Annotated in this window: 17 protein-coding genes and 2 pseudogenes; 11 read left to right on the forward strand and 8 right to left on the reverse strand. The window is 51.3% G+C overall.

The window, feature by feature from the left end:
* Positions 1–46: 46 nt before the first annotated feature.
* The 3 genes from Q7J88_RS15410 to Q7J88_RS09120 are packed head-to-tail and all read right to left on the reverse strand — an operon-like array spanning position 47 to position 1456.
* Positions 47–175: a DUF1127 domain-containing protein gene (locus Q7J88_RS15410; protein ID WP_369682004.1), complete on the reverse strand. Its 129-nt coding sequence runs from the start codon at positions 173–175 to the stop codon at positions 47–49.
* 59 nt (positions 176–234) lie between these two features.
* Positions 235–807 carry an OsmC family protein gene (locus Q7J88_RS09115; RefSeq protein ID WP_303721863.1) on the reverse strand — a complete coding sequence of 191 codons (573 nt, stop codon included), beginning with the start codon at positions 805–807 and terminating at the stop codon, positions 235–237.
* Between the two features lie 55 nt (positions 808–862).
* On the reverse strand, positions 863–1456 hold the full coding sequence (locus Q7J88_RS09120) for a TetR/AcrR family transcriptional regulator (protein WP_303721864.1): 594 nt from the start codon (positions 1454–1456) through the stop codon (positions 863–865).
* A 228-nt stretch (positions 1457–1684) separates the two neighbouring features.
* On the opposite strand from Q7J88_RS09120, the pseudogene Q7J88_RS09125 reads away from it, so the two are divergent.
* Positions 1685–1897 (forward strand): annotated as a pseudogene (locus Q7J88_RS09125) (SAM-dependent methyltransferase); the annotation flags it as partial.
* A gap of 126 nt (positions 1898–2023) precedes the next feature.
* On the opposite strand, the gene Q7J88_RS09130 reads toward Q7J88_RS09125, so the two are convergent.
* Both Q7J88_RS09130 and Q7J88_RS09135 read right to left on the reverse strand, forming a co-directional pair.
* Complete coding sequence (locus Q7J88_RS09130; RefSeq protein WP_303721866.1) at positions 2024–4132, reverse strand: SpoIIE family protein phosphatase; 2109 nt, start codon at positions 4130–4132, stop codon at positions 2024–2026.
* Between the two features lie 390 nt (positions 4133–4522).
* Entirely contained in the window at positions 4523–4687 is a 165-nt protein-coding gene (locus Q7J88_RS09135) for a zinc ribbon domain-containing protein (protein ID WP_303721867.1), read from the reverse strand.
* Between the two features lie 114 nt (positions 4688–4801).
* Between Q7J88_RS09135 and Q7J88_RS15415 the strand changes: the two are divergent.
* Positions 4802–4936, forward strand: a pseudogene (locus Q7J88_RS15415) (transposase); the annotation flags it as partial.
* Positions 4937–5579: 643 nt separating this feature from the next.
* Entirely contained in the window at positions 5580–7205 is a 1626-nt protein-coding gene (locus Q7J88_RS09145; RefSeq protein ID WP_303721868.1) for a hypothetical protein, read from the forward strand.
* 333 nt (positions 7206–7538) lie between these two features.
* Here the strand turns inward: Q7J88_RS09145 and Q7J88_RS09150 are convergent, their stop codons facing one another.
* Entirely contained in the window at positions 7539–7754 is a 216-nt protein-coding gene (locus Q7J88_RS09150; protein ID WP_303721869.1) for a hypothetical protein, read from the reverse strand.
* Between the two features lie 402 nt (positions 7755–8156).
* On the opposite strand from Q7J88_RS09150, the gene Q7J88_RS09155 reads away from it, so the two are divergent.
* The 7 genes from Q7J88_RS09155 to Q7J88_RS09185 all read left to right on the forward strand — a co-directional run bounded on the left by Q7J88_RS09155 (position 8157) and on the right by Q7J88_RS09185 (position 15584).
* Entirely contained in the window at positions 8157–8492 is a 336-nt protein-coding gene (locus Q7J88_RS09155) for a PilZ domain-containing protein (RefSeq protein WP_303721870.1), read from the forward strand.
* A gap of 9 nt (positions 8493–8501) precedes the next feature.
* Positions 8502–9926 carry a sigma-54-dependent Fis family transcriptional regulator gene (locus Q7J88_RS09160; protein WP_303721871.1) on the forward strand — a complete coding sequence of 475 codons (1425 nt, stop codon included), beginning with the start codon at positions 8502–8504 and terminating at the stop codon, positions 9924–9926.
* Positions 9927–10146: 220 nt separating this feature from the next.
* Positions 10147–10575, forward strand: coding sequence for an Hsp20/alpha crystallin family protein (locus Q7J88_RS09165; protein WP_303721872.1), 429 nt, complete (start codon positions 10147–10149; stop codon positions 10573–10575).
* A 54-nt stretch (positions 10576–10629) separates the two neighbouring features.
* Positions 10630–11004, forward strand: a complete 375-nt coding sequence (locus tag Q7J88_RS09170; RefSeq protein ID WP_303721873.1) for an Hsp20/alpha crystallin family protein — start codon at positions 10630–10632, stop codon at positions 11002–11004.
* A 104-nt stretch (positions 11005–11108) separates the two neighbouring features.
* A complete protein-coding gene (clpB, locus tag Q7J88_RS09175) occupies positions 11109–13718 on the forward strand; it encodes an ATP-dependent chaperone ClpB (RefSeq protein WP_369682005.1) in 2610 nt (869 codons plus the stop codon).
* 106 nt (positions 13719–13824) lie between these two features.
* Positions 13825–14100, forward strand: a complete 276-nt coding sequence (locus Q7J88_RS09180) for a thioredoxin family protein (protein ID WP_303721875.1) — start codon at positions 13825–13827, stop codon at positions 14098–14100.
* Positions 14101–14216: 116 nt separating this feature from the next.
* Positions 14217–15584, forward strand: coding sequence for a response regulator (locus Q7J88_RS09185; protein ID WP_303721876.1), 1368 nt, complete (start codon positions 14217–14219; stop codon positions 15582–15584).
* Here the strand turns inward: Q7J88_RS09185 and Q7J88_RS09190 are convergent.
* Entirely contained in the window at positions 15577–17427 is a 1851-nt protein-coding gene (locus Q7J88_RS09190) for a radical SAM protein (RefSeq protein ID WP_303721877.1), read from the reverse strand. The genes Q7J88_RS09185 and Q7J88_RS09190 overlap by 8 nt on opposite strands.
* 4 nt (positions 17428–17431) lie before the next feature.
* Positions 17432–17986, reverse strand: coding sequence for an MXAN_5187 C-terminal domain-containing protein (locus Q7J88_RS09195; RefSeq protein WP_303721878.1), 555 nt, complete (start codon positions 17984–17986; stop codon positions 17432–17434).
* A gap of 166 nt (positions 17987–18152) precedes the next feature.
* Between Q7J88_RS09195 and glmU the strand changes: the two genes are divergently transcribed.
* On the forward strand, positions 18153–19535 hold the full coding sequence (glmU, locus tag Q7J88_RS09200; RefSeq protein ID WP_303721879.1) for a bifunctional UDP-N-acetylglucosamine diphosphorylase/glucosamine-1-phosphate N-acetyltransferase GlmU: 1383 nt from the start codon (positions 18153–18155) through the stop codon (positions 19533–19535).
* The last annotated feature ends 2 nt before the right edge of the window (positions 19536–19537 follow it).

Here is a 19537-nt window from a genome sequence, read left to right on the forward strand (position 1 = left end):
GATCACACGTTCTTTTTGTATCCCAAAATGGGCGACGAGCTTCTCGCTAAGCATCAACTCGGCTAAGTCCTATATCTTTAAGGTGATAGTCACTCAGCTCTCCCAGCTTTCTTCTTTGGGCAGAGATTTCCCGCCAGATAGTTATTTGATTGGATAATTTTTCAATAATTCGCATGATAATTGTCCTTCCTCATTTTGTATCTGTCGGCACGCGGTAGTTGGTCAAGTCGTTATTCAAGATCTATCCAGGCTAACATTGACACTTACCGGGCGAGTCACAGAGTTATAAACCGGGGAGTACTTTTGAGCCATATCAATAAGCTCTTGCTTCTCTTTCTCCGTCAAGTCGCCCTCAATTGTGAAGGCGACCCTAATTTCCTGATAGGCGACAGGGATCGATTCTGACAATCCAAGGAAGCCTTGAACATCAAGATCACCCTCCAGGGAGGACTTTACTGATTTGACTTCCATTCCACGGGCTGCCGCATGTGCTACCAAGGCAGTTGTCAGGCACCCTGACAGTCCGACCAGAAGGTATTCAACAGGATTTGCACCTTTATTGTTTCCCAGCAAGACCGGAGGTTCATCAATATTGAAAACCATGGCGTTGCGGCTGTTATCTTCCTCAAGTGCTCCATAAAATGATTTCACTGTCGCCTGATTGTAGGTGCCATCCTGCCAGGTATTCGTCGCCCGGAATTTGAACTTAGATACTTCCGGATTCTGTTTGATGACATCAATAGTGTCGAAGAGTTGGGTTACGTTGACGCCGTTGACTGATTTGATTGTTTGCTTTGCGGATTCCATTTATTTTCTCCCTTTCCTTGGACAGACAGGTCTGTCTTTTTGTGAGATAAAAAAATTACCTCGTGTTTATAAGGCGCTTAATCAACTTTACGCCCTGTTTTACTGGCCAGATATCATGATAAATTTCTGCCATGGCAATAGCACCACCTAGGATTACCAGATAATCATCAGCCAGTTCTTTTGCGGTTAGATTTGTGTAAGTATGCGGATTATAATTGATTAAATCCTGTGCCAAATCAAAGATCAAAGTGCGCAGGCTTTCATAATGTTGCAAACCTTCCCTGCGGAGCCTATTTCTGGGGTCGGGGACTTCGGCAACCATATTGAGAAATGCACAACCACGCAGGCGGTTGGCTTCAAGCCAAGGTTGCAGCGATTTCATTACCGCCAGAAACCGTTCCACTGGGTTTGTCTGGTCATTGACGAAGGCGCAAACTAGTTCAAACTCAGAGATGTTGCGATCTTTCAAATAGGCCAGACACAAGTCGTCTTTGGTTGGGAAGTGGCTGTAAAAGGTAGCTTTGGCAACGCCGGACTTGGAAATGACTTCATTGATTCCTGTGGCCCTGAACCCTTGATGATAGAACAGTTCTGCTGCCGTATTAAGTATCCGCTCACGAGGAGCTATGCTGTGTTGTTTTGTTTTCATGGTTAGAACATACTCCATACAGACAGGTCTGTCTAGGCGGGGAATGATTATTTTCTATTAACAAATATGGCTGGATGGTAGCCTTTTGAATTCAATGAAAATTTGTATCGCAAAAGCCGCAAAAGCCCTTTTGACGATAACCAATCGGAGATAACTTAAAAAAAGCTTCTGCATTATTCCCATCGTCAATATGTTTCCATAATTTTTCCAAAATGGGGGCAGGATCAAATATTCGTCACCAGTACGGTGTGCCTTGGTAATCACATGAAATTTTTCAAGCTGATCGGCCTGATCGGAAAACACCTTGGACTCATGCCTTTGGTCAGAGTTTTCACCAGCAATGAATTAGATGACAGTATCACTAGAGCTGGTTTTCAAATTGATTACAAATGGCAGCCAGGCAAAAACAAAGCCGTATTTATAATCGCCAAAACAGTGTAACGGGATTATCCTTCTCTTAGTACAATTTCAGCCGTGAATCGTTACAAGCCTAAAAGATAGTTTTTTGAGTCTCATAAATTGTGACTTCCGAACACAATAATTAGTACTGGCTAGATCTGCAGCAAATCAATTTGCCTTTATGATGAGCATGGTTTGATCATCGTGCAAAATGTCGCTTCTGCAAAAATTTCCGAGAGCTGTAAAAATAGAATGACAGATATCAGTTGCACTTTCCGCTGCATGTTCAAGGAGCACCTGGCTAATTCTACTAGTTCCGTAGAGTTCCCCTTGAAGGCTGGGTGCTTCCCAGAGGCCATCGGTCCCGATCAATAGAATGTCTCCTGATTCCATTGAAAGCGTTTCAACTTTATCGAAGCTGATTGAATCGAGTATTCCCAGCGGTATGCCTGAACTAGGTAGTTCACGAACCGTTTGCGTGCTCGCGCTGTAATAGAAACTTGGCCCGTGACCGGCCGAGAGCCAGTGACAGTGGCGCTTTTTGGCGTCAAGCAGGGTGTAGAAAAAGGTTACAAAGAAATCGTCGCGAGTATCTCTGGCCAAATGCCTGTTCAAGGAGAGTAACAGTTCCTCCGGGTTGGCCCCCAGGAGAGGACCTTGGGCGCGAAAAATCCCTCTGACCGTGGTCATTAGCAGGGCCGCTCCGATCCCATGACCAGTAACATCGGCAACCGCAAGGCCCAACTGCTCGTTCCCTAAACTCAGGTAGTCATAATAGTCCCCTCCCGTTTCGTCACAATAACGGCTGTATCCGACGATATCGAATCCTTTAAGTTCGGGGGTTTCTTCTGGCAGTAGGTGTTGCTGGACTTCGTGGGCCAGTGCCATGGACTGTTTCATCTGCTGGCGTTCCAGCAAACTGATTCCCATAGCATTGAAGGCTGAACCGAGATCCTGAAGTTCATCCCCTGTGTTGATATTGACCTGAACATCAAACTTTTCCTGGCTGAATCGTTTTGCTGCATCTACGAGCTGCAGCACTGGGCGAGTCAGCGCGCTAGAAATCTTGAACGCCAAGTATAATACAATGAGGATGACAGTTATCAGGATCAACCCGCTGATTTTCAAAGTCCAGTATGCTTGATCGCGAGCATAGCTCTCGGCACGTGTCGCTTGGGCGACAACCTGTTGATAGGGAACACTTATCAATGGGAACGGTTGTCCATTCCGCTGCTGACCATAGGTCCAAAGATACGCCTCTCCCTGCTGGCTGATTTTGCGTATCCCGGAGCGACCGGCCCGCAGGTCAGCAAAGACGGACTCTAACTGCTCAGCGACGTCTGCTTTGAGAAATTGACGCTTCACAGGAACTTGCCAGTTGTTCCGCTGGCCACTCTGGTCATCCCGGTAGACGACTTCGAGAGAAGAATCAACTGGATGGAACAGCAGTATCATTGCCCTGGACATGTCCCGCCACTCGGCAGGAATGGTCCAATCGTTCAATAGCCACTGGTAGATGACATCGATTGCGGTAACCCCTGCAAATTTCCCATCTGGCGTATGAACCGGCATGGCCATTGTTAGGATAAGGGAACGGGTCGAGAGGTCAGTGATGACCCTTGATATTGCCTTTCCTTCCGATTTGGCTGCGATATACCAATCGCGCTGACGGGGGTCATATTCCGGAGGGTAGCCCCCTTTGCCAGGGTAGCTGGAATGAATCCCCTTTTCCAGTGTCGTGTATTGCCACAAAAACAGATCGGGACGGATATCGTGAACAAGTCGATACACATCTGGCAGGGGGCCCAATTGCTGGACTAGTTCAGAGACATCCTGCCGCTGTATACCTTGAGGGAGGTAAATGACCTGCTGGTTGTAATTGACCGGAATCGGCTCAAGAGTTCCGGCAGCACTGGGCCGAAAGTGCTTTTCTGATGGTTCGGTGTCCGCTGGTTGTTTTTCCGGGTGATCAAAATCAGTTGAGAAATAGAGTGGTTGAGAGCTTTTGGGATTGGTAGACAGCAGCCTTTCAACCTCCCTGGCCTGAAAATTGAGAGAGAGAAGAATCTGTGCTTCGTCCCGTTTGAGGATTTGCCCATATTCGTCGACAAGGGTCGAAAGCATGGTGAACGCATTGTTGAGTAGTTGCTCACGGGTATCGGAAGTCAGTTTGCGGCTTAACTGCAATGCTGAAAAGCTCTCAAAGACGGTACCGACCAGCAGTGGAATCAAGGCGATCGCCAGAAGCAAAACCAGTATTTTGCTGTGTATCTTCATTTTCAGTCACTTGTCTGAAATCAGAACGTTCTTTATCAATTATAGCTTCAATCGGTGAGTCTTTTACATCTTATTTGGCTGCCACAACGAGTTGAATCACTGCTAGTTCAAAGGACACAATCTGGCCTCACAACTCGTAACAAGAGTAAGGCCCGGCTACTGCCGGGCCTCGTCTGTTTTGGAGTTCAGTTAGAGACGACAACTATGCGGATAATCATATGAAGGCACCTCCAGCGTAGCAGCCAACAACGTCGTCTCTATGTTGAGACGGAGTGAACAACTTCAAAAAGGAGGTGCAGCATGGAACTACATTGTGGCTTGGATCTTCACTCTAACAACAAGTATGCGGCCAGATATTCTCTCGGCCTGGGATCCCAGCCGTTACTGTGGTCAGCTCTTTTTGCGGGTCTTGGCGTAGAACACTGAAAACTGCTGGGTCACCTGTTTGCCTTGACAGCGGGGACACTCAACGCGGTCTTGATCATGCTCCGCCATGCTCATCACCACAGTGAAGAGTTCCTGACATTTCTCACAACGGTACTCGTAAGTCGGCATAGCCACCTCCCCATTTTTTTATAGATTGCCGCATATCATTGCATTGTCAATTGTGGTTTTCCCTATAATTTAAGGACACGTCAAAAAAGCCTATAGTGGCCCCAAGGAAACTCCATGCCGAAGAGAAGAAAATTCAGCCCCGAATTTAGACGCGGAGTAGTTGAGCAGGCTTGTTAACCAGATGTAAGTTGCGCTCAAATCGCAAAAGAACTAGGGATAAACGCCAATTTGCTTTCACGTTGGAAGCGTAGGGTAGATTCGGGTGAACACCGGCGGCATGCCGAAAATATGCGCTATGATTGTCTTGTTTGTCATGATGCCAACAAGTTGGACAGTAGCTAGTTTAGCGGTCTTGATACCATCAGCTTTGAGCTGTCACCAGCGGCAACGATCAAGAGTTCGATCAGCTACTCGGGTGGGACCTGTAGTACCGCAAATTGTCACGGCTCAAAACGCTGGTAAAAAACTTTTCTTTTTGCTACCTAATTAGGAATGATGCGGTGGTTTCCCTCGGGAACCACCGCATTTGCTTTAATGGCATCACCGACTTCATTCAGCCTATGAGGGGCAATCTCCAAACGAAAAACTGCGGCATTCAACCTTGCATTTTTGCCAAAATCCTTTTCTGAATTGGTTATATGACAACTCCGAAATCCTGCAATCCAAAAGAAGTGCTATCAGCTATTTGGAATAGGCAGAAATTAATCCACGGAAAGTTTCGTCATTTCAAAATACTAGCCAAGCTACTGATCTTCCTAGCGGAAATGCAAACATTGTTGGTGCGAAATTTGCTCTTAAAAATTGGTTTATGTGAGTTTCCGATCGGCGGATTCCTGTCATCTGTTTGATGGTTTGTTTGTTGTCACCTAACTAAAAATCTGGAGGGTATTTCATGTCCCTAGGTAAGCGATGTCGTGTTGCTCCGGCTCTTGTTCTTTCTTTGTTTGTGTTCAGTTTTCTTGCTTTTTCAAATACTCAAGTTGCAGCATTAGGGGAGCAGCCAATCTATTCGCCTATCACTGAATGTGCCGATGGCAATTGTTCCGGGTACACAAATTCGCAGGTGTCGTTTAATGATTACCATGACAAACTGCCAAAGATAAATGATTATGGTGATGTTGTCTGGCAAGGACGGTCCGCCTCTGAAGACTACGAAATATTTTTTAAAGCCGGCGACTCAATGATTATTGAGCAGATTACCGAGAATGAATTTGATGATATCTATCCAATGGTCAACGATTTAGGCGAAATCACCTGGATGGGTCACAATGGCACCGACTGGGACATTTACCTGAATAGCAGTGGGAACAGTACCAAGATTTCCCACAACACCATGGACGATCTGTTCCCCAAGATTAATAACCTAGGCGATGTCGTCTGGCTTGCAGTTGATGGTCACGACTATGAAATCTATCAGTATTCGAGCGGCAACAGTACGCAAATCACTGACAATGAGGTGAATGATGTCCAGGTCAGACTCAATGACTCCGGTGACATCATGTGGCGCAGCCTGGCGGAAATGAGTTCTGATATTTTTTTACACTCTGGCACAGAAACCACGCAGATTAACAGCGACGACCTGTTTGATCATAACCCGCAGTTGAACAATAATGCTGATCTTGTCTGGGAGGTTGCAGACGGCAATGACTGCGAGATTGTTGTGAAACTCGCTTCAGATCCAGTTCCGGTACAGATAACAGACAATGAAACGGAAGACTGGTTTCCGATGATCAACTCTGCCGGTGTGGTTGTCTGGCAGGGAAGCGATGGGAATGATTTTGAAATTTATGCCTACAGCAACGGGGTGATTAGCCAGATTACTGATAACGACTTTGATGATCTGAGTCCCCAGATCAATGATACCGGCGATATCGCATGGCTGGCAATGGGTGACGCCACTAGCGGCATCGGTATTTACCTGTACCAGACCAGCAACCAGACGATCAGCAAATTAAGCGATACCTTTACTGGCCATTACGACTCGGTGCCAGATATAAATAATGATGGCAAAATCGTTTGGAGCGGTTGGGATGGAAACGACTTTGAGATCATTACTGCTTCTGCTCCCAATAGCGTTCATGACGATGTCTATTTCCAGCCGAGGACCGTCAACCTGCAGAGCGGAGGCAAGGGCTTTGCCGCAGTCATCGATTTGCCGTTACCATACTCTGCTGCTGACATTGATCCAGCCAGCGTGGCAATAACCATGATAAGTTCTGGTGATGCTCCATCTTCTCCTCTTGTCGATCCTCTCTACTCAACAGGGAAATACAAGGTGGGAGATTTCGATGATAATGGCATAGTTGAAATGATTATCAGTTTCGATCGACAAGCCCTGATACAGCTTCTTGAGCCTCTGGGAATTGGTGTCTTTGATTTGTCAATCGCCGGAAAGTTGTACGATGGGACAACCTTCCCCGGAGTAAATAGCATCAAAGTTGTTGATCAGAAGTCATCAAAACTTAAAATAGCCAAAATCCCAGTCCTTAAGCTTAAGGAAAAAACCAGCAAAAATTAGGATACGGAAAAAATATGTTTAGTTAATGATCGCTTTAAATGAAAGAGGCCCCTCGATATGATGGGGCCTCTTGAATTTTCAGGAATCTGAAAAATAGCTTTTGAAATAGAGTTAAGATTTGTCTGCCCAAATTTTCGCAGCCTGAAATCGTTTCTTCCGCCACGATCAAGTTCCTTCTTGAAGTTGTTCTCCTATTTCCTTCACAGGAGTTCCCAGAATTTAAATAGTGTGGATTATCTCAATTTTGTATGCGTACCCCGGTAGTAGTTGGCGCAAGTGAGGCAGCGGATACTTGTCCTTTTGGGCTGCAGTTGGTTGTAGTCGGAAATACAATCACGCGGCCACTTTTAAGTATTCAAAGGTAGGCCGCACCTGCCCGTTGAGAATTTTGTTGTGAATAGCGAGCGCTTCGGCGACGATTTTGGGCCAATTGTTTTCGACGATCGCGGCCAATTCTGCCGGGGTGATTTCGATCTGCTTGGCTTTGATGGTTTGCGCGTATCTTAAGGCAACTTGGTCGAGAGCTTTTTCGTAGAGAGCTACTTTCATTTTGCTCCTCCTTTAGGTTGCTAATAGAGAAGAGCAAGTATGGGGCCAATCTTTATTGTGCCCCGTAGATTGGCTCCACAAGCGTGTTTAAGAGGTTTTTTTCTGTCTTGCGAGCCCGTTCTTTCTCTGGTCAGGGAGCTGGACTGTTTGAAAAATAAACAGATTATTGACACCACGCTTAATTCTTGATCCGTGTTTCTGTCGCAATGGGATTCTCTGTGTCGCGAAAGCAACGCTCTGCAAAAGGGGATGGAAGAATGAGTGACCTGCTGAACTGCAAATGGCTGATGCTGATCAGGTGATTATTTGTGCTACTGTTTGTTGATTGTGGTATCCGGCAAGCTATGTCTTTGCTGTTAACTTTGCTATGATTGCCGGGCATTGTGATGGAGAGGAGACAAAATGGCTGAAAAGAGGGATTTAAAAAGGAAGAAAAAGCGGCTTAAATTGCGTTTTGGAGTCGATTGTCCGAAACGTATAGCCTTTACCGAGGATCTTTCCGATTGTGGTGTCTTTGTCATTACCGGACAGCCGGAACGACCAGGAACCAAGCTGCTTATGCAGATCACTTTGCCCGACGAGGGGGAGGTGATTGCTCACGGCCGCGTGCAGTGGGCGAAAAAGGTGCCGCCAAACATGATTCGTGTCGCCCAAAAATGTGGCATGGGGGTTCGTTTTTTGAGTTTTGAAAGTGGCGAAGAGTCCTATCGGAAATTGATTGATGAGTTGCGCCATTAAGTTCTTTCAATGACCAGTTCAGAAGAAAATAGCGGATATTTGCCAGCGGTTGCCCCCGACTTGCTACTGGTGCGGTGGGGGCATGGGGAGTGGCAGGTACGCAGCATCTCAGAACGGCTGGCTGCTTGGCTCGGCATAGAACCCTGGTCCGCGCGCGGACGTTCGCCTGAGCGAATTTTTACCGAAGCAGTTCCATCACTAGTCGACTTGGCTGGGGAGGTGCTTGATTGTGGTCAGGATCTAGGCGACGTCAAGTTGCGTCTCACATCGGGGCAACCTGGGTTTTTGGCAGATATCCAGTTTGCCGGTTTGACCGAGGACTACCTGGGCCGTTTGGTGCGGATCTCTCTGCGCAGAGAGACACCTGCTAGCAGGCAGGAGGTCGGGTTTCGCAATCTGGTCGGGTCCAGTCCCGCGATGCGCGAGGTGTTTCGCAAAATCCGGCTTTACGGCCCGTCTGATGCCGCAGTCGTTATCACCGGGGAGACTGGAGCTGGAAAAGAATTGGTCGCCCAGGCGTTGCATGAAGAGAGCGACCGGCATGCTGGCCCCTTTGCAGCGCTCAACTGTACTGCGATTAGTGATCAGTTGCTGGAGTCGGAGCTGTTCGGTCATGAGCGAGGTGCCTTTACCGGAGCGATACGTGAGCACCGGGGCTATTTCGAGCGAGCTGATGCTGGTACCCTGTTTCTCGATGAGATCGGCGACATGCCATTACACATCCAGGCCAAGATGTTGCGGGTTTTGGAAGACGGCAAGGTGCAGCGGGTCGGAGGAGAAAAAAGCTATCAGGTCGATGTGCGCATTATTGGCGCGACAAATGTGCCGCTGGAACAGGCCGTGGCGGAAGGCCAATTCCGCGCCGATCTTTACCACCGTCTGGCGATCCTGCGAATCCACCTGCCGGCGCTGCGCGATCGCAGCGAAGATATTCCACTACTAGCAGATATGTTCTTGCAGCAGTTCAATGTCAAGTATGGCAAGGGGGTGCAGCGCTTGACACCAGAAGCGATCCGCCTGTTGCAGTCCTACCTCTGGCCCGGCAATGTGCGTGAGCTGCGTAATGTGCTGGAGCGGGTGGTGGTCGAAGCAGAAACCGAGGCGATTGGCGCGCGCGCATTCGGTGAATGGATTCATGAGCGCCAGCAGTTTGCCCGGTCGTCGTTAACGCCTAACGCCGCTGACCGCCCGCAATTACCGGTCGTTGTTCCCTACAAGGCGAATGACGACGGATCGACGGTGGTCGATGCCGCCATGGTTTCCCCTGGTCGTGGACGCGGTATTCGTTCCGAACTGAATGAAGTGACCATTCGTGCCGCTTACCGGGCCGCTGACGGCAATCTCGCCGCTGCTGCTCGGCTGTTGGGGGTCCATCGTGCCACCCTCTATCGACATCTGGCCCGCCTAAATCTTTCCCGCGAACAACTTTCCTGATTCTCTGATTTGTTTTTGCGACGTCGCAAGTGTCGCAACAGTTGTTCTTGTGCGACTTGTGTGACGTCGCATCGTAGCGTTGCCGATTTCCTGCCTGATTTGTAACTATCTGAAATTGAGTGTTAAATCTTGTTTTTACGGGTTGGCATCACCCTTGTAATGTTGTTTGGCATAACACGCAAACAGGCTCGTAATAGAGCACTCACAAGGAGGAGAAAAGATGTTCGGATTACAGATGATTCACGAAATGGACAACCTGCAGCGGGAAATGGACAAGCTATTGGGCGGCTTTAGCTTCAATCCCTTTTATCTGGAGCGACAGCAAAATAGGGCGTTCAAGGTACAGGATGCCGGTGAGGCTTTTGAGGTAAAGGCTGCTCTTCCGGGGCTCGATATCGAAAAGCTGGAAATCAGCATCCTTGGCCGGCGCCTGACCCTGGCCGGTGAATTCGCCAGTGGCGATGTTCCGGAAGGGGCATCCTGGCATCGCCGCGAACGGCATACCGGTCGCTTCGAGAAGAGCTTGCTGCTAAATGCCAACATCGATAGCGATCAGGTTGAAGCTAGTTACGAGAAGGGTTTGCTGCGTATCAACTTGCCGAAGGCAGCCTCGGCGTTACCGAAGAAAATCAACGTCAAGGTCGCTTAATCAATTGGTTGCACCATAACTTTAAAATCTAAAAATAGATCGGGAGAGTTCAAGATGAATGACAAGCAAATCATCAGCAGCGAGGAGAAACACTTGGAAAACGCGGAACAGTCTTTGCCGGTTCAGCGTTTCACCCCGGCAGTCGATATTTACGAGACCGAACAGGAACTTGTGCTGCAGGCTGACCTGCCGGGCGTAACCGAAAATGACCTCCAGCTCGAGGTGAATCGCGGCATTCTTACCCTGGAGGCGGAACAGGCCGCCGTCGAGGGGGCCGCACGCAAGGCCTACTATCGCCAGTTCAAGGTTTCTGAAAGGATTGATGCCGACGCGGGGGCCGCCGAGTTGAAAGATGGCGTTTTGACCCTGCGACTGCCGAAAAGAGAGTCGGCGAAACCGAAGAAGATCGCAGTACAGACCTTGCATTGATGCAGGGGGAGCCGGAAGCGATTGCCTCCGGCTCTTTTTTTCAGTTTTACCCGATTCCGGCGTTATAATTTCGGTATCCACATCTGTTTCAGGAGTTCAAAATGATCGATCTCAACCGGACCACGCAGAAAGTTCAAGACGCCTTGCAGGCGGCCCAAGGGCTGGCGTTGCGTTACGGGCATGCGGAAATTGACGGTGAGCACCTGCTGCTGGCTCTTTGTGAGCAGGATGGCGGCTTGACGCCGCGCTTGCTGCAGAAAATGGAGGTGCCGCAGGATGAATTAAGCGGTGGGCTGCGCAAGGAGCTGGAGTCTCGGGCACGAATCAGCGGTCCAGGGGCCGACAGCGGCAAGCTCTACGCCAGCCGCCGGTTGAGCAACCTGTTGCTGCAGGCGAGCGACCAAGCCAAGCAACTCAAAGACGAATATGTCAGCGTTGAACATATGCTGTTGGCGGCGGTTGCTGAAGGAGATAGAACAGCTAGTGGGCGACTATTTGCCAAATTGGGGGTCGATCGCAATCGCCTGTTGAAGGCACTAACTGAGGTGCGTGGCAACCAGCGAGTTACCAGCCAGGATCCGGAAGAAACCTATGAGGCATTGCAGAAGTATGGCCGCGACCTGGTCGAAGAGGTCAAAAAAGGCAAACTTGATCCGGTCATCGGTCGTGATGAGGAGATCCGCCGGGTGATCCGTATTCTCTCCCGCAAGACCAAGAACAATCCGGTGCTGATTGGTGAGCCGGGGGTCGGTAAAACGGCAATCGTTGAAGGGCTGGCACACCGGATCGTGCGCGGAGACGTACCGGAAGGTTTGAAAGGCAAGACGGTTTTCTCCCTCGATATGGGTGCTCTGGTGGCTGGGGCTAAGTACCGTGGTGAATTCGAGGAGAGGCTCAAGGCGGTGCTCAAGGAGATACACAGCAGTGCCGGTCGAATTCTGTTGTTTATCGATGAGCTTCACACCATCGTTGGCACCGGCAAGAGCGAAGGTGCCATCGACGCCGGCAACATGCTCAAGCCGATGCTGGCTCGCGGTGAGTTGCACTGTATAGGCGCCACCACCCTCGACGAATATCGTCAGTATCTTGAAAAGGACCCTGCGCTGGAGCGGCGCTTCCAACCGGTACTGGTTGAGCAACCGAATGTTGAAGCGACCATCAGCATCCTGCGCGGCCTCAAGGAGCGCTTCGAGGTCTACCACGGTGTTCGGATTCAGGACAACGCTTTGGTTGCTGCGGCCGAACTCAGCAATCGTTACATTGCCGATCGCTTCCTGCCGGACAAGGCGATCGACTTGGTCGATGAAGCCTGCGCCACCATCCGCACCGAGATCGATTCCATGCCTGCCGAATTGGACGCCATTACCCGGCGTCTGATGCAACTGGAGATTGAAGAAGCGGCGCTGAAAAAAGAAAAGGACGCCGCCAGTCGCGAACGTTTGGCGGTTCTGCAGAAGGAATTGGCCGATCTTCGCGAACAGGAACGGGAGCTGTCCGCCCAGTGGCAGCTGGAAAAGGGTGGCATCCGCTCGGTGCAGCAGTTACGAGAGGAAATCGAGCAACTGCGGCTCGATATCGCCGAGGCGGAACGGGCCTATGATCTGAACCGCGCTGCAGAACTGAAGCATGGCAAGCTACCGGAACTCGAACGGCAGTTGAAGGTGCAGGAAACGCAGCTGCAGGCAGCCGACAGTACCGAAAAAATGCTGCGCGAAGAGGTGACCGATGATGAAATCGCAGAGATCGTCGCCCGCTGGACCGGAATCCCGGTAACCCGTCTGGTTGAGAGCGAACGGGAAAAACTGCTCAAGCTGGATGAAATTCTGCATCAGCGAGTCGTGGGGCAGGATCAAGCAGTACAGCGGGTGGCGGATGCAGTAATCCGTGCCCGGGCCGGGATCAAAGATCCGAAGCGGCCGATCGGCTCCTTTATCTTTCTTGGTCCGACCGGGGTTGGTAAAACAGAACTGGCCCGCGCCTTGACCGAGGCGCTGTTCGACAGTGAAGAAAACCTGATCCGCATCGACATGTCGGAGTACATGGAAAAACATGCAGTCAGTCGGCTGCTCGGTGCTCCTCCTGGTTACGTCGGTTACGAGGAGGGGGGGCAACTGACCGAGGCGATCCGGCGGCAGCCGTATTCCGTGGTGCTGTTCGATGAGATCGAGAAGGCGCATCCCGATGTCTTCAACGTTCTGCTGCAGATCCTCGATGATGGTCGTGCTACAGATGCCAAGGGGCGGACGGTCAGTTTCAAAAACGCTGTCATCATCATGACCTCGAATATCGCTTCGCAGCAATTGCTGGAGGGTATTCAAGGGGACGAGATTCCTGATGCGGTCCGCCGGCAGGTGGAGGTGGCATTGCAGCAGAGTTTCCGCCCGGAATTCCTGAATCGGATTGATGACACCATCATCTTCAAGCCGCTGACACGTGCCGAGATCGGTCGGATCGTTCTGTTGCTTACCGAGGAGGTCCGGCAACGGCTGGCGAAGCGGCGGCTGGCACTTGAGATTGCCCCGGAAGCAGCTGATTTTATTGCAGAAACCGCTTACGATCCGGTCTATGGCGCCCGCCCGTTGAAGCGTTTCCTGCAGCATGAGCTGGAAACCAAAATTGGTCGTGCCCTGCTGTCTGGTGAGGTTGTCGAAGGAGGAACATTGCGAATTAGTGTTGATAGCGGGCAACTGCTGGTAAACGTCGAAACATCTTAGAAACGCGCTAAGGATAATAAAAAGCTTGCGAATAGTAAAAAACGGCGTATAATCTGACAAAAATGGTTATATTTAAAAGGTAGCCTATCACAGCAAGGGGGACATCATGCGTATAGATATCGTTTGTAAACCGGATAAGCCTGAAGCATGCCGTGGAACAGCAAAAAATGTTCAGGAAGCCCTCAATAAGCTTGGTGTTGAGGCCGAAGTCCACCAGTTCAACGATTCTCGTAAGATGATCGATAATCGGATTTATGTTGTGCCTGCGTTGCTGATCGATGATCAGCTGAGAATCGCCGGTCGTGTTCCGGAGGTTGACGAGATCGTCAATTTTCTGGTCGAGCGGCCACGCTATCTGAAGCAGGTTGCCGATGTCGCTTAAACCATAACTTTTCTCTCTCCTCTTCCGCAAAGGTTCCCGTCTCTAATGACTGGGAACCTTTACTTTTTTCAGGCCCTCAGGTAGTCTTGAAAATTCCTTTTTTCAGGAGATCAGAGATGCCGAAAATCCTGCTGGTTGATGATGTCGATCTGTTTCTTGAGTTGGAACGATCCTACCTCGAAGGTTGTGGCTATGACCTGGTTACCGCCTCCTCCGGAGAGGAGACCCTCAAGCGTCTCGATAAGGTGGCTCCCGATCTGTTGCTGATCGATTTTTATATGCCGGGCATGGATGGTGATGAGGTTTGTCGTTTGATCCGTCAGGACACACGCTGGAAAAACCTGCCGATTCTCATAGTGACTGCTGCCGGGAAACCAGAGGAGGTAAAGCAGTGCCTGCAGGCCGGTTGTGACGATTACATCACCAAGCCGGTCAACAAGCAGGAACTGTGCAATAAAGTTAAGCGCCTGCTCGGCGAGGTGACCCGCCGCCAGGACGAGCGGGTTTCGGTCAAATTGCCGGTGCAATTGCGTGAGGGAGGGCGCTTGCATGTCGGCAGCGCGCACGATCTGTCGGTCAGTGGGGTGTTGCTGAAATCAACGGTTCCATTGGAGGAAAATGATGCCATCGAGATCCGTTTTGAATTGACCGAGGAGAAGCCGCTGGTGCTGTTCGGCAAGATCAAGCGCGTTGCGGAGAAAAAAGCCGCCGGTTGCGGGGTCTATTTTATCTATCCTGATCCCAACAGCAAAGGTTTGATGGAAAAACTGATCCGGAGTCAGAAGACGGAACAGCTTCTGGGGGAGGGGGGTGATGTACAGCTTAGCCAGCGGCTGATAAGTCTGGAAGATGAATGCGCCAAGCTGCGTGTCGCGCAAGACGAGGCCATGAGGCGGATCGGCGAGCTGGAACAGGAGAATCTTGAATTCGCCAATCAGCTGGTGCAGGTTGAGGATGTCAATAACAACCTGACCAACCTCTATATTGCTTCATCGCGGCTGCATTCGACCCTCGATCGGGAAGAAACCCTGGAGATCATCAAGGAGATCGTGATCAATTTTATCGGCGCGGAAAAGTTCGCCCTTTTTCTGTTTGACAAGCCAACCCGCATGCTGCAGTTCGAAACGGGGGAAGGCTTTGAGGAAGGGGAGCGCTTTCCAGAGATCTCGCTTGGCGAGGGGGTGATCGGAGGGACGGCGGCTAGCGGCGAAAACTATTTTATCGAGGGTTCGGTCAGTGAAGGGTCAGACGACACTCTGGCACCGATCATCGCGATCCCACTGCTCATTCAGGAGCAGATGATTGGTGTGCTGGCCATATACAGATTGTTTATTCAGAAAGAACAGCTGGAGTCGATCGATTATCAGCTGTTTTCCATGCTCGGTGAACATGCTGCCACGGCACTTTTTTCTTCGACTATCTACGGGCGGTCGGAACGCAAGCGAAAGACCTACCAAGGGTTTGTCGATCTGCTGCTCAAATAGGCTGCAGGATTCCCTGGCTGACGGCAAACTGAAGCAGTTCCAGGCCGGTTTGCTGATCGAACCGACGCAGCAACTGCGTGGTTGAAGTGTTGCCGTCTGCGCTGAGCAGCAGCTGGGCGAAGTCGTTATCGAGCATTTCAACAACAGGTTCGCCGCCCTGCAGCAGGAAAATCCCGTAGCAAGATCCTGTAGTCAGTTGTTTGCTCACCCTGAATAGTTTCTCTCCCCCGTAAGTTTCCAGCTCTTCCAGGCCGTAATTGAATTTCTGCAGCCGCACCGCACTGTTCAGCTGCCATTTCAGTTTCTGAAGCTGCTTGATGGAATGTCGTTGGCTGGAAGCTGCACATTCGGCGGCCAGCAGTAGCTCGGCGCAGCAGTAGTGGTAGTTGATCAAATCCTCTGCCAGAAGTTGCAACTTGCTTTTTCCGCTGCATCGCAACAGCTCGGCGATGAAGGCCTGCTGCAGCGGCAGGATTTCACTCGGCTGCCAATCTTCGGGCAGGCATTTATCTCTAATTTCAGGGGCGGTTTGCTCGCTCAGCCAATTAGCGAAAGAGGACAACAGCGCCGTCGGCTTCATTCCCAGCGCTTCACAGCACTGTAGGAAGAAGCCAACCGCCCGCCCGCGGTTGTAGAAGATGTCGGTTGCGTTTGCCAGCTGCCGGCTCTGTTCCATCTCTTTGGCCGGGTAGCTGTTGCTTCCTCGAATCAGGTAAGGCGGTTGCAAATCGGCCTGGATGCCAAATATCTGCTGCCGGTCATATAACTCGGTGCCAGGCAGAACCGCAAGCGGGAAGATGTCGATATGGTTCGGCTGTTGCTGCAGGCAGAAGTCTAGGCTGCGGCAAAACCCCTGATGATTATCATTCGGTAGCCCATAGATCAGGTCAAGCCCGAAGGTGACCCCGGTAGCTGAGAGCAGTTGCAGTTTTTTCCGTATCTTGTCCGCATGTAGGGTCCGGTGGAGTGGTTTGAGGACCTCGGGTTCGGCAGATTGCATGCCGATCTGTACCGAACTGTGGAGCTGGCTGAGCAGCTCCGCCGTTTCGGCGTCGAGAAAATCGGCTTTGGCTTCTAGGTGATAATGGATCTGTGGCGCCTCCTCGAGCAACAGCCTGAGCAGCTGCTTGCCCCGCTCGGCCGGCGCATTGAAGGTCGAGTCAAGAACCCAGATCTGCGCGACTCCCTGCTGTGCGAAGAGCCGCAGTTCTTCCCGCAGACGCTTCATTGGCAGCGGTCTTACTCCCCGCTGCCCTTTGGCATCGTAGCAGAAGGCGCAATTGAAGGTGCAGCCACGGGCCACTTCCCATAGTACTCCGCAGTCTGTTTCCAGCGGTAAGGTTTGCGTCAGCCAAGGGGATGGCAGACGGCTGAGGTCGGGGCAGGTCGCTGGAGCAGATTGTTGATTCTGGGCGGTAAGCAGGCCGGGAATGCCGGTGTAGCTCTCTCCCCTGTTCAGGGCGGTCGCCAGTTGGGCGAAGGCTAGCTCTCCCTCACCGCAGATCACACCGTCCAGTTCTCCCTCGGCGAGCACGGCGGCAGCATCCGCACTCGCTTCCGGACCACCGGCGATCAGGAAGAGGGTGGGCTGTCGCTGCCGCAGCTGGCGGCAGAGCTGCAAAATCGTTTTGCGGTTCCAGAGGTAGAGTGGAAAGGCAATCAGCAGTGGCTCTTCCGCCAGCAATAGGGTTTCCATCTCTAAAAGGGACTGCTCTGGAAACAGGTCGACTAGTTCGGTGATTTTCCTGAGGCTCGGGGGGAGGCTGGCTTTCAGGTTGCCGGCCGCAAGCGGTACCGCTTGAGCCGAGCGGCGGACGTGCAGAGTTGGTAGTAGGATGCGCATCAGGTTATTTTTTCAGGCTGACCTTGATGCGAGGTTTGCCGTCACTCGAATCGATGCTGAAAACAACTGCGCGGTCGCCGTAACGCTCGCGGATCTTTTCCCGCTGGCTATCAAGAAAGGAGGCGACCTTCTCGGCAGTCGGAGCGTCGCCTTTAATGCCACAGACCTTGCGCGCTTCGGCGAGTTCTTTCTGCAACCGGTCGGCCTCTTTTCTGTCGTTAAAGGCAGTTTTCTCTGTTGGCATATCGGGAACTTTTGGAGCGTTCAGGCGAGCGGTGTGCCGGTGGTATCTGCCTTCATCGATCAGCCGCAGGATACGGTCCCAGTATTGGGAGTAAGTCATGAAACGGGAAGCGATCCCTTGGTAGCGGAATTTTAGGTCAGTCCAGACGATTCGCCGGTTGGTATAGTGACGGATTCGGCGTGCCAGGTTCTTGCGCGCGTTGACTGGTTCCCGCTTTTCCACACCGGCAAAATATTGTTCGTAGTGGATTTCAAGATCCTTCATCTGTTGCTGGATTTCATCCAGCTCATAGCCGAGTGCGCGTCGATCATCCATCTTGTTTGTTCGCCTCCAGTAGCAGAAACTATACGTGAGTATTAAAAACTTGTAAATAACGAAGGAATATTCGTCGTTTCGGCAGGGAACAGCTTGACTGGCTGTGGGCGTTCCGAGATAATTGAGCGTTTTTTTCTTTGCACCAAACTTTATAGGGGAAAAATTTATGCATAAAGGGCTCGCAGCAGTTATCCTGGCTGCCGGAAAAGGGACTCGAATGAAGTCGGCGTTGCCGAAGGTTCTGCACCCAATCTGTGGACAGCCGATGCTTGCCTATCCGATTCAGGCGGCCCGGAAGGCTGGCTTTGAACAAATGTCGGTGGTGGTCGGACATCAGGCCGAGCGCGTCAGGGAGGTCTTCGCCGGAGAGCAGGTCAGCTGGGTCGAGCAGGCCGAGCAGCTCGGTACCGGGCATGCGTTGCTCTGCGCCGCCGAATCTCTGGCCGGTTTCTCTGGGACCCTGCTGTTGCTTTGCGGCGATGTGCCGCTGCTGCAGGCCGATATTCTCGAGCAGTTCCTCAATTACCACAAGCACGAAAAAGCGACCGTGACAGTATTGACCGCCGAGATGAACAATCCGGAAGGCTATGGTCGGATTATCCGCAACAACGAGCAGGTACTGAAGATCGTCGAGGAGAAGGATGCGATGCTGGAAGAGCGCAGCATCACCGAGATCAACACCGGCACCTACCTGTTCGATGCCAAGTTCGTGTTCGAGGCTCTTAAAGGGCTAAAAACAGATAATGCTCAGGGTGAATACTATTTGACCGATGTGGTTGCTGCAGCCGTTGCTGCCGGTAAGAAGACCCGGGCGATCAGCGTACCCGACCCGACTCAGGTAATGGGAATTAATGATCGTCGTCAGTTGGCCGAGGCCGAGGCGGTGATGCGCTGGCACATTAACTCCGATCTGATGCTCGCCGGGGTGTCGATGATCGACCCGACCACCGTCTATGTCGACAAGACGGTCACGGTTGGTCCCGATACGGTGTTGCATCCCAATGTACAACTGCGCGGCGTGACTAAAATCGGAAGCAACTGCACGGTCGAGACCGGGGTTGTGGTGGTAGATTCGACGGTTGGTGACGCTACGGTGTTAAAAGCCGGTTCCGCGATTGAGGAGGCGCAGATCGGCCCAGGTTGCAAGATTGGGCCGATGGCGCATCTGCGCCCTGGGACCGTGTTGACTGGCGACAACAAGATCGGCAATTTCGTCGAGACCAAGAAGGCACTGCTCGGCAAAGGTTCGCAGTCGAGTCACTTAACCTACATCGGCGATGCCGAGGTTGGCAGCAACGTCAATTTCGGTTGCGGGACCATCACTTGCAACTACGATGGCGCCAACAAGCACAAGACCACGATTGAGGATGATGTCTTCATAGGCAGCGATGTGCAGTTTATTGCTCCGGTGAAAATCGGGCGAAATAGCCTGATCGGCGCAGGTTCGACAATCACCAAGGACGTCCCGGCCGATTCACTTGCGATTGCACGCAGCGAGCAGAAGGTTGTCGAAGGGTGGGCATTGCGCAAAAAACAGAAGAAGTCCTGATC

It is taken from the genome of Malonomonas rubra (assembly GCF_003247215.1).
GTDB classification, from domain to species: Bacteria; Desulfobacterota; Desulfuromonadia; order Desulfuromonadales; family Geopsychrobacteraceae; genus Malonomonas; species Malonomonas rubra_A.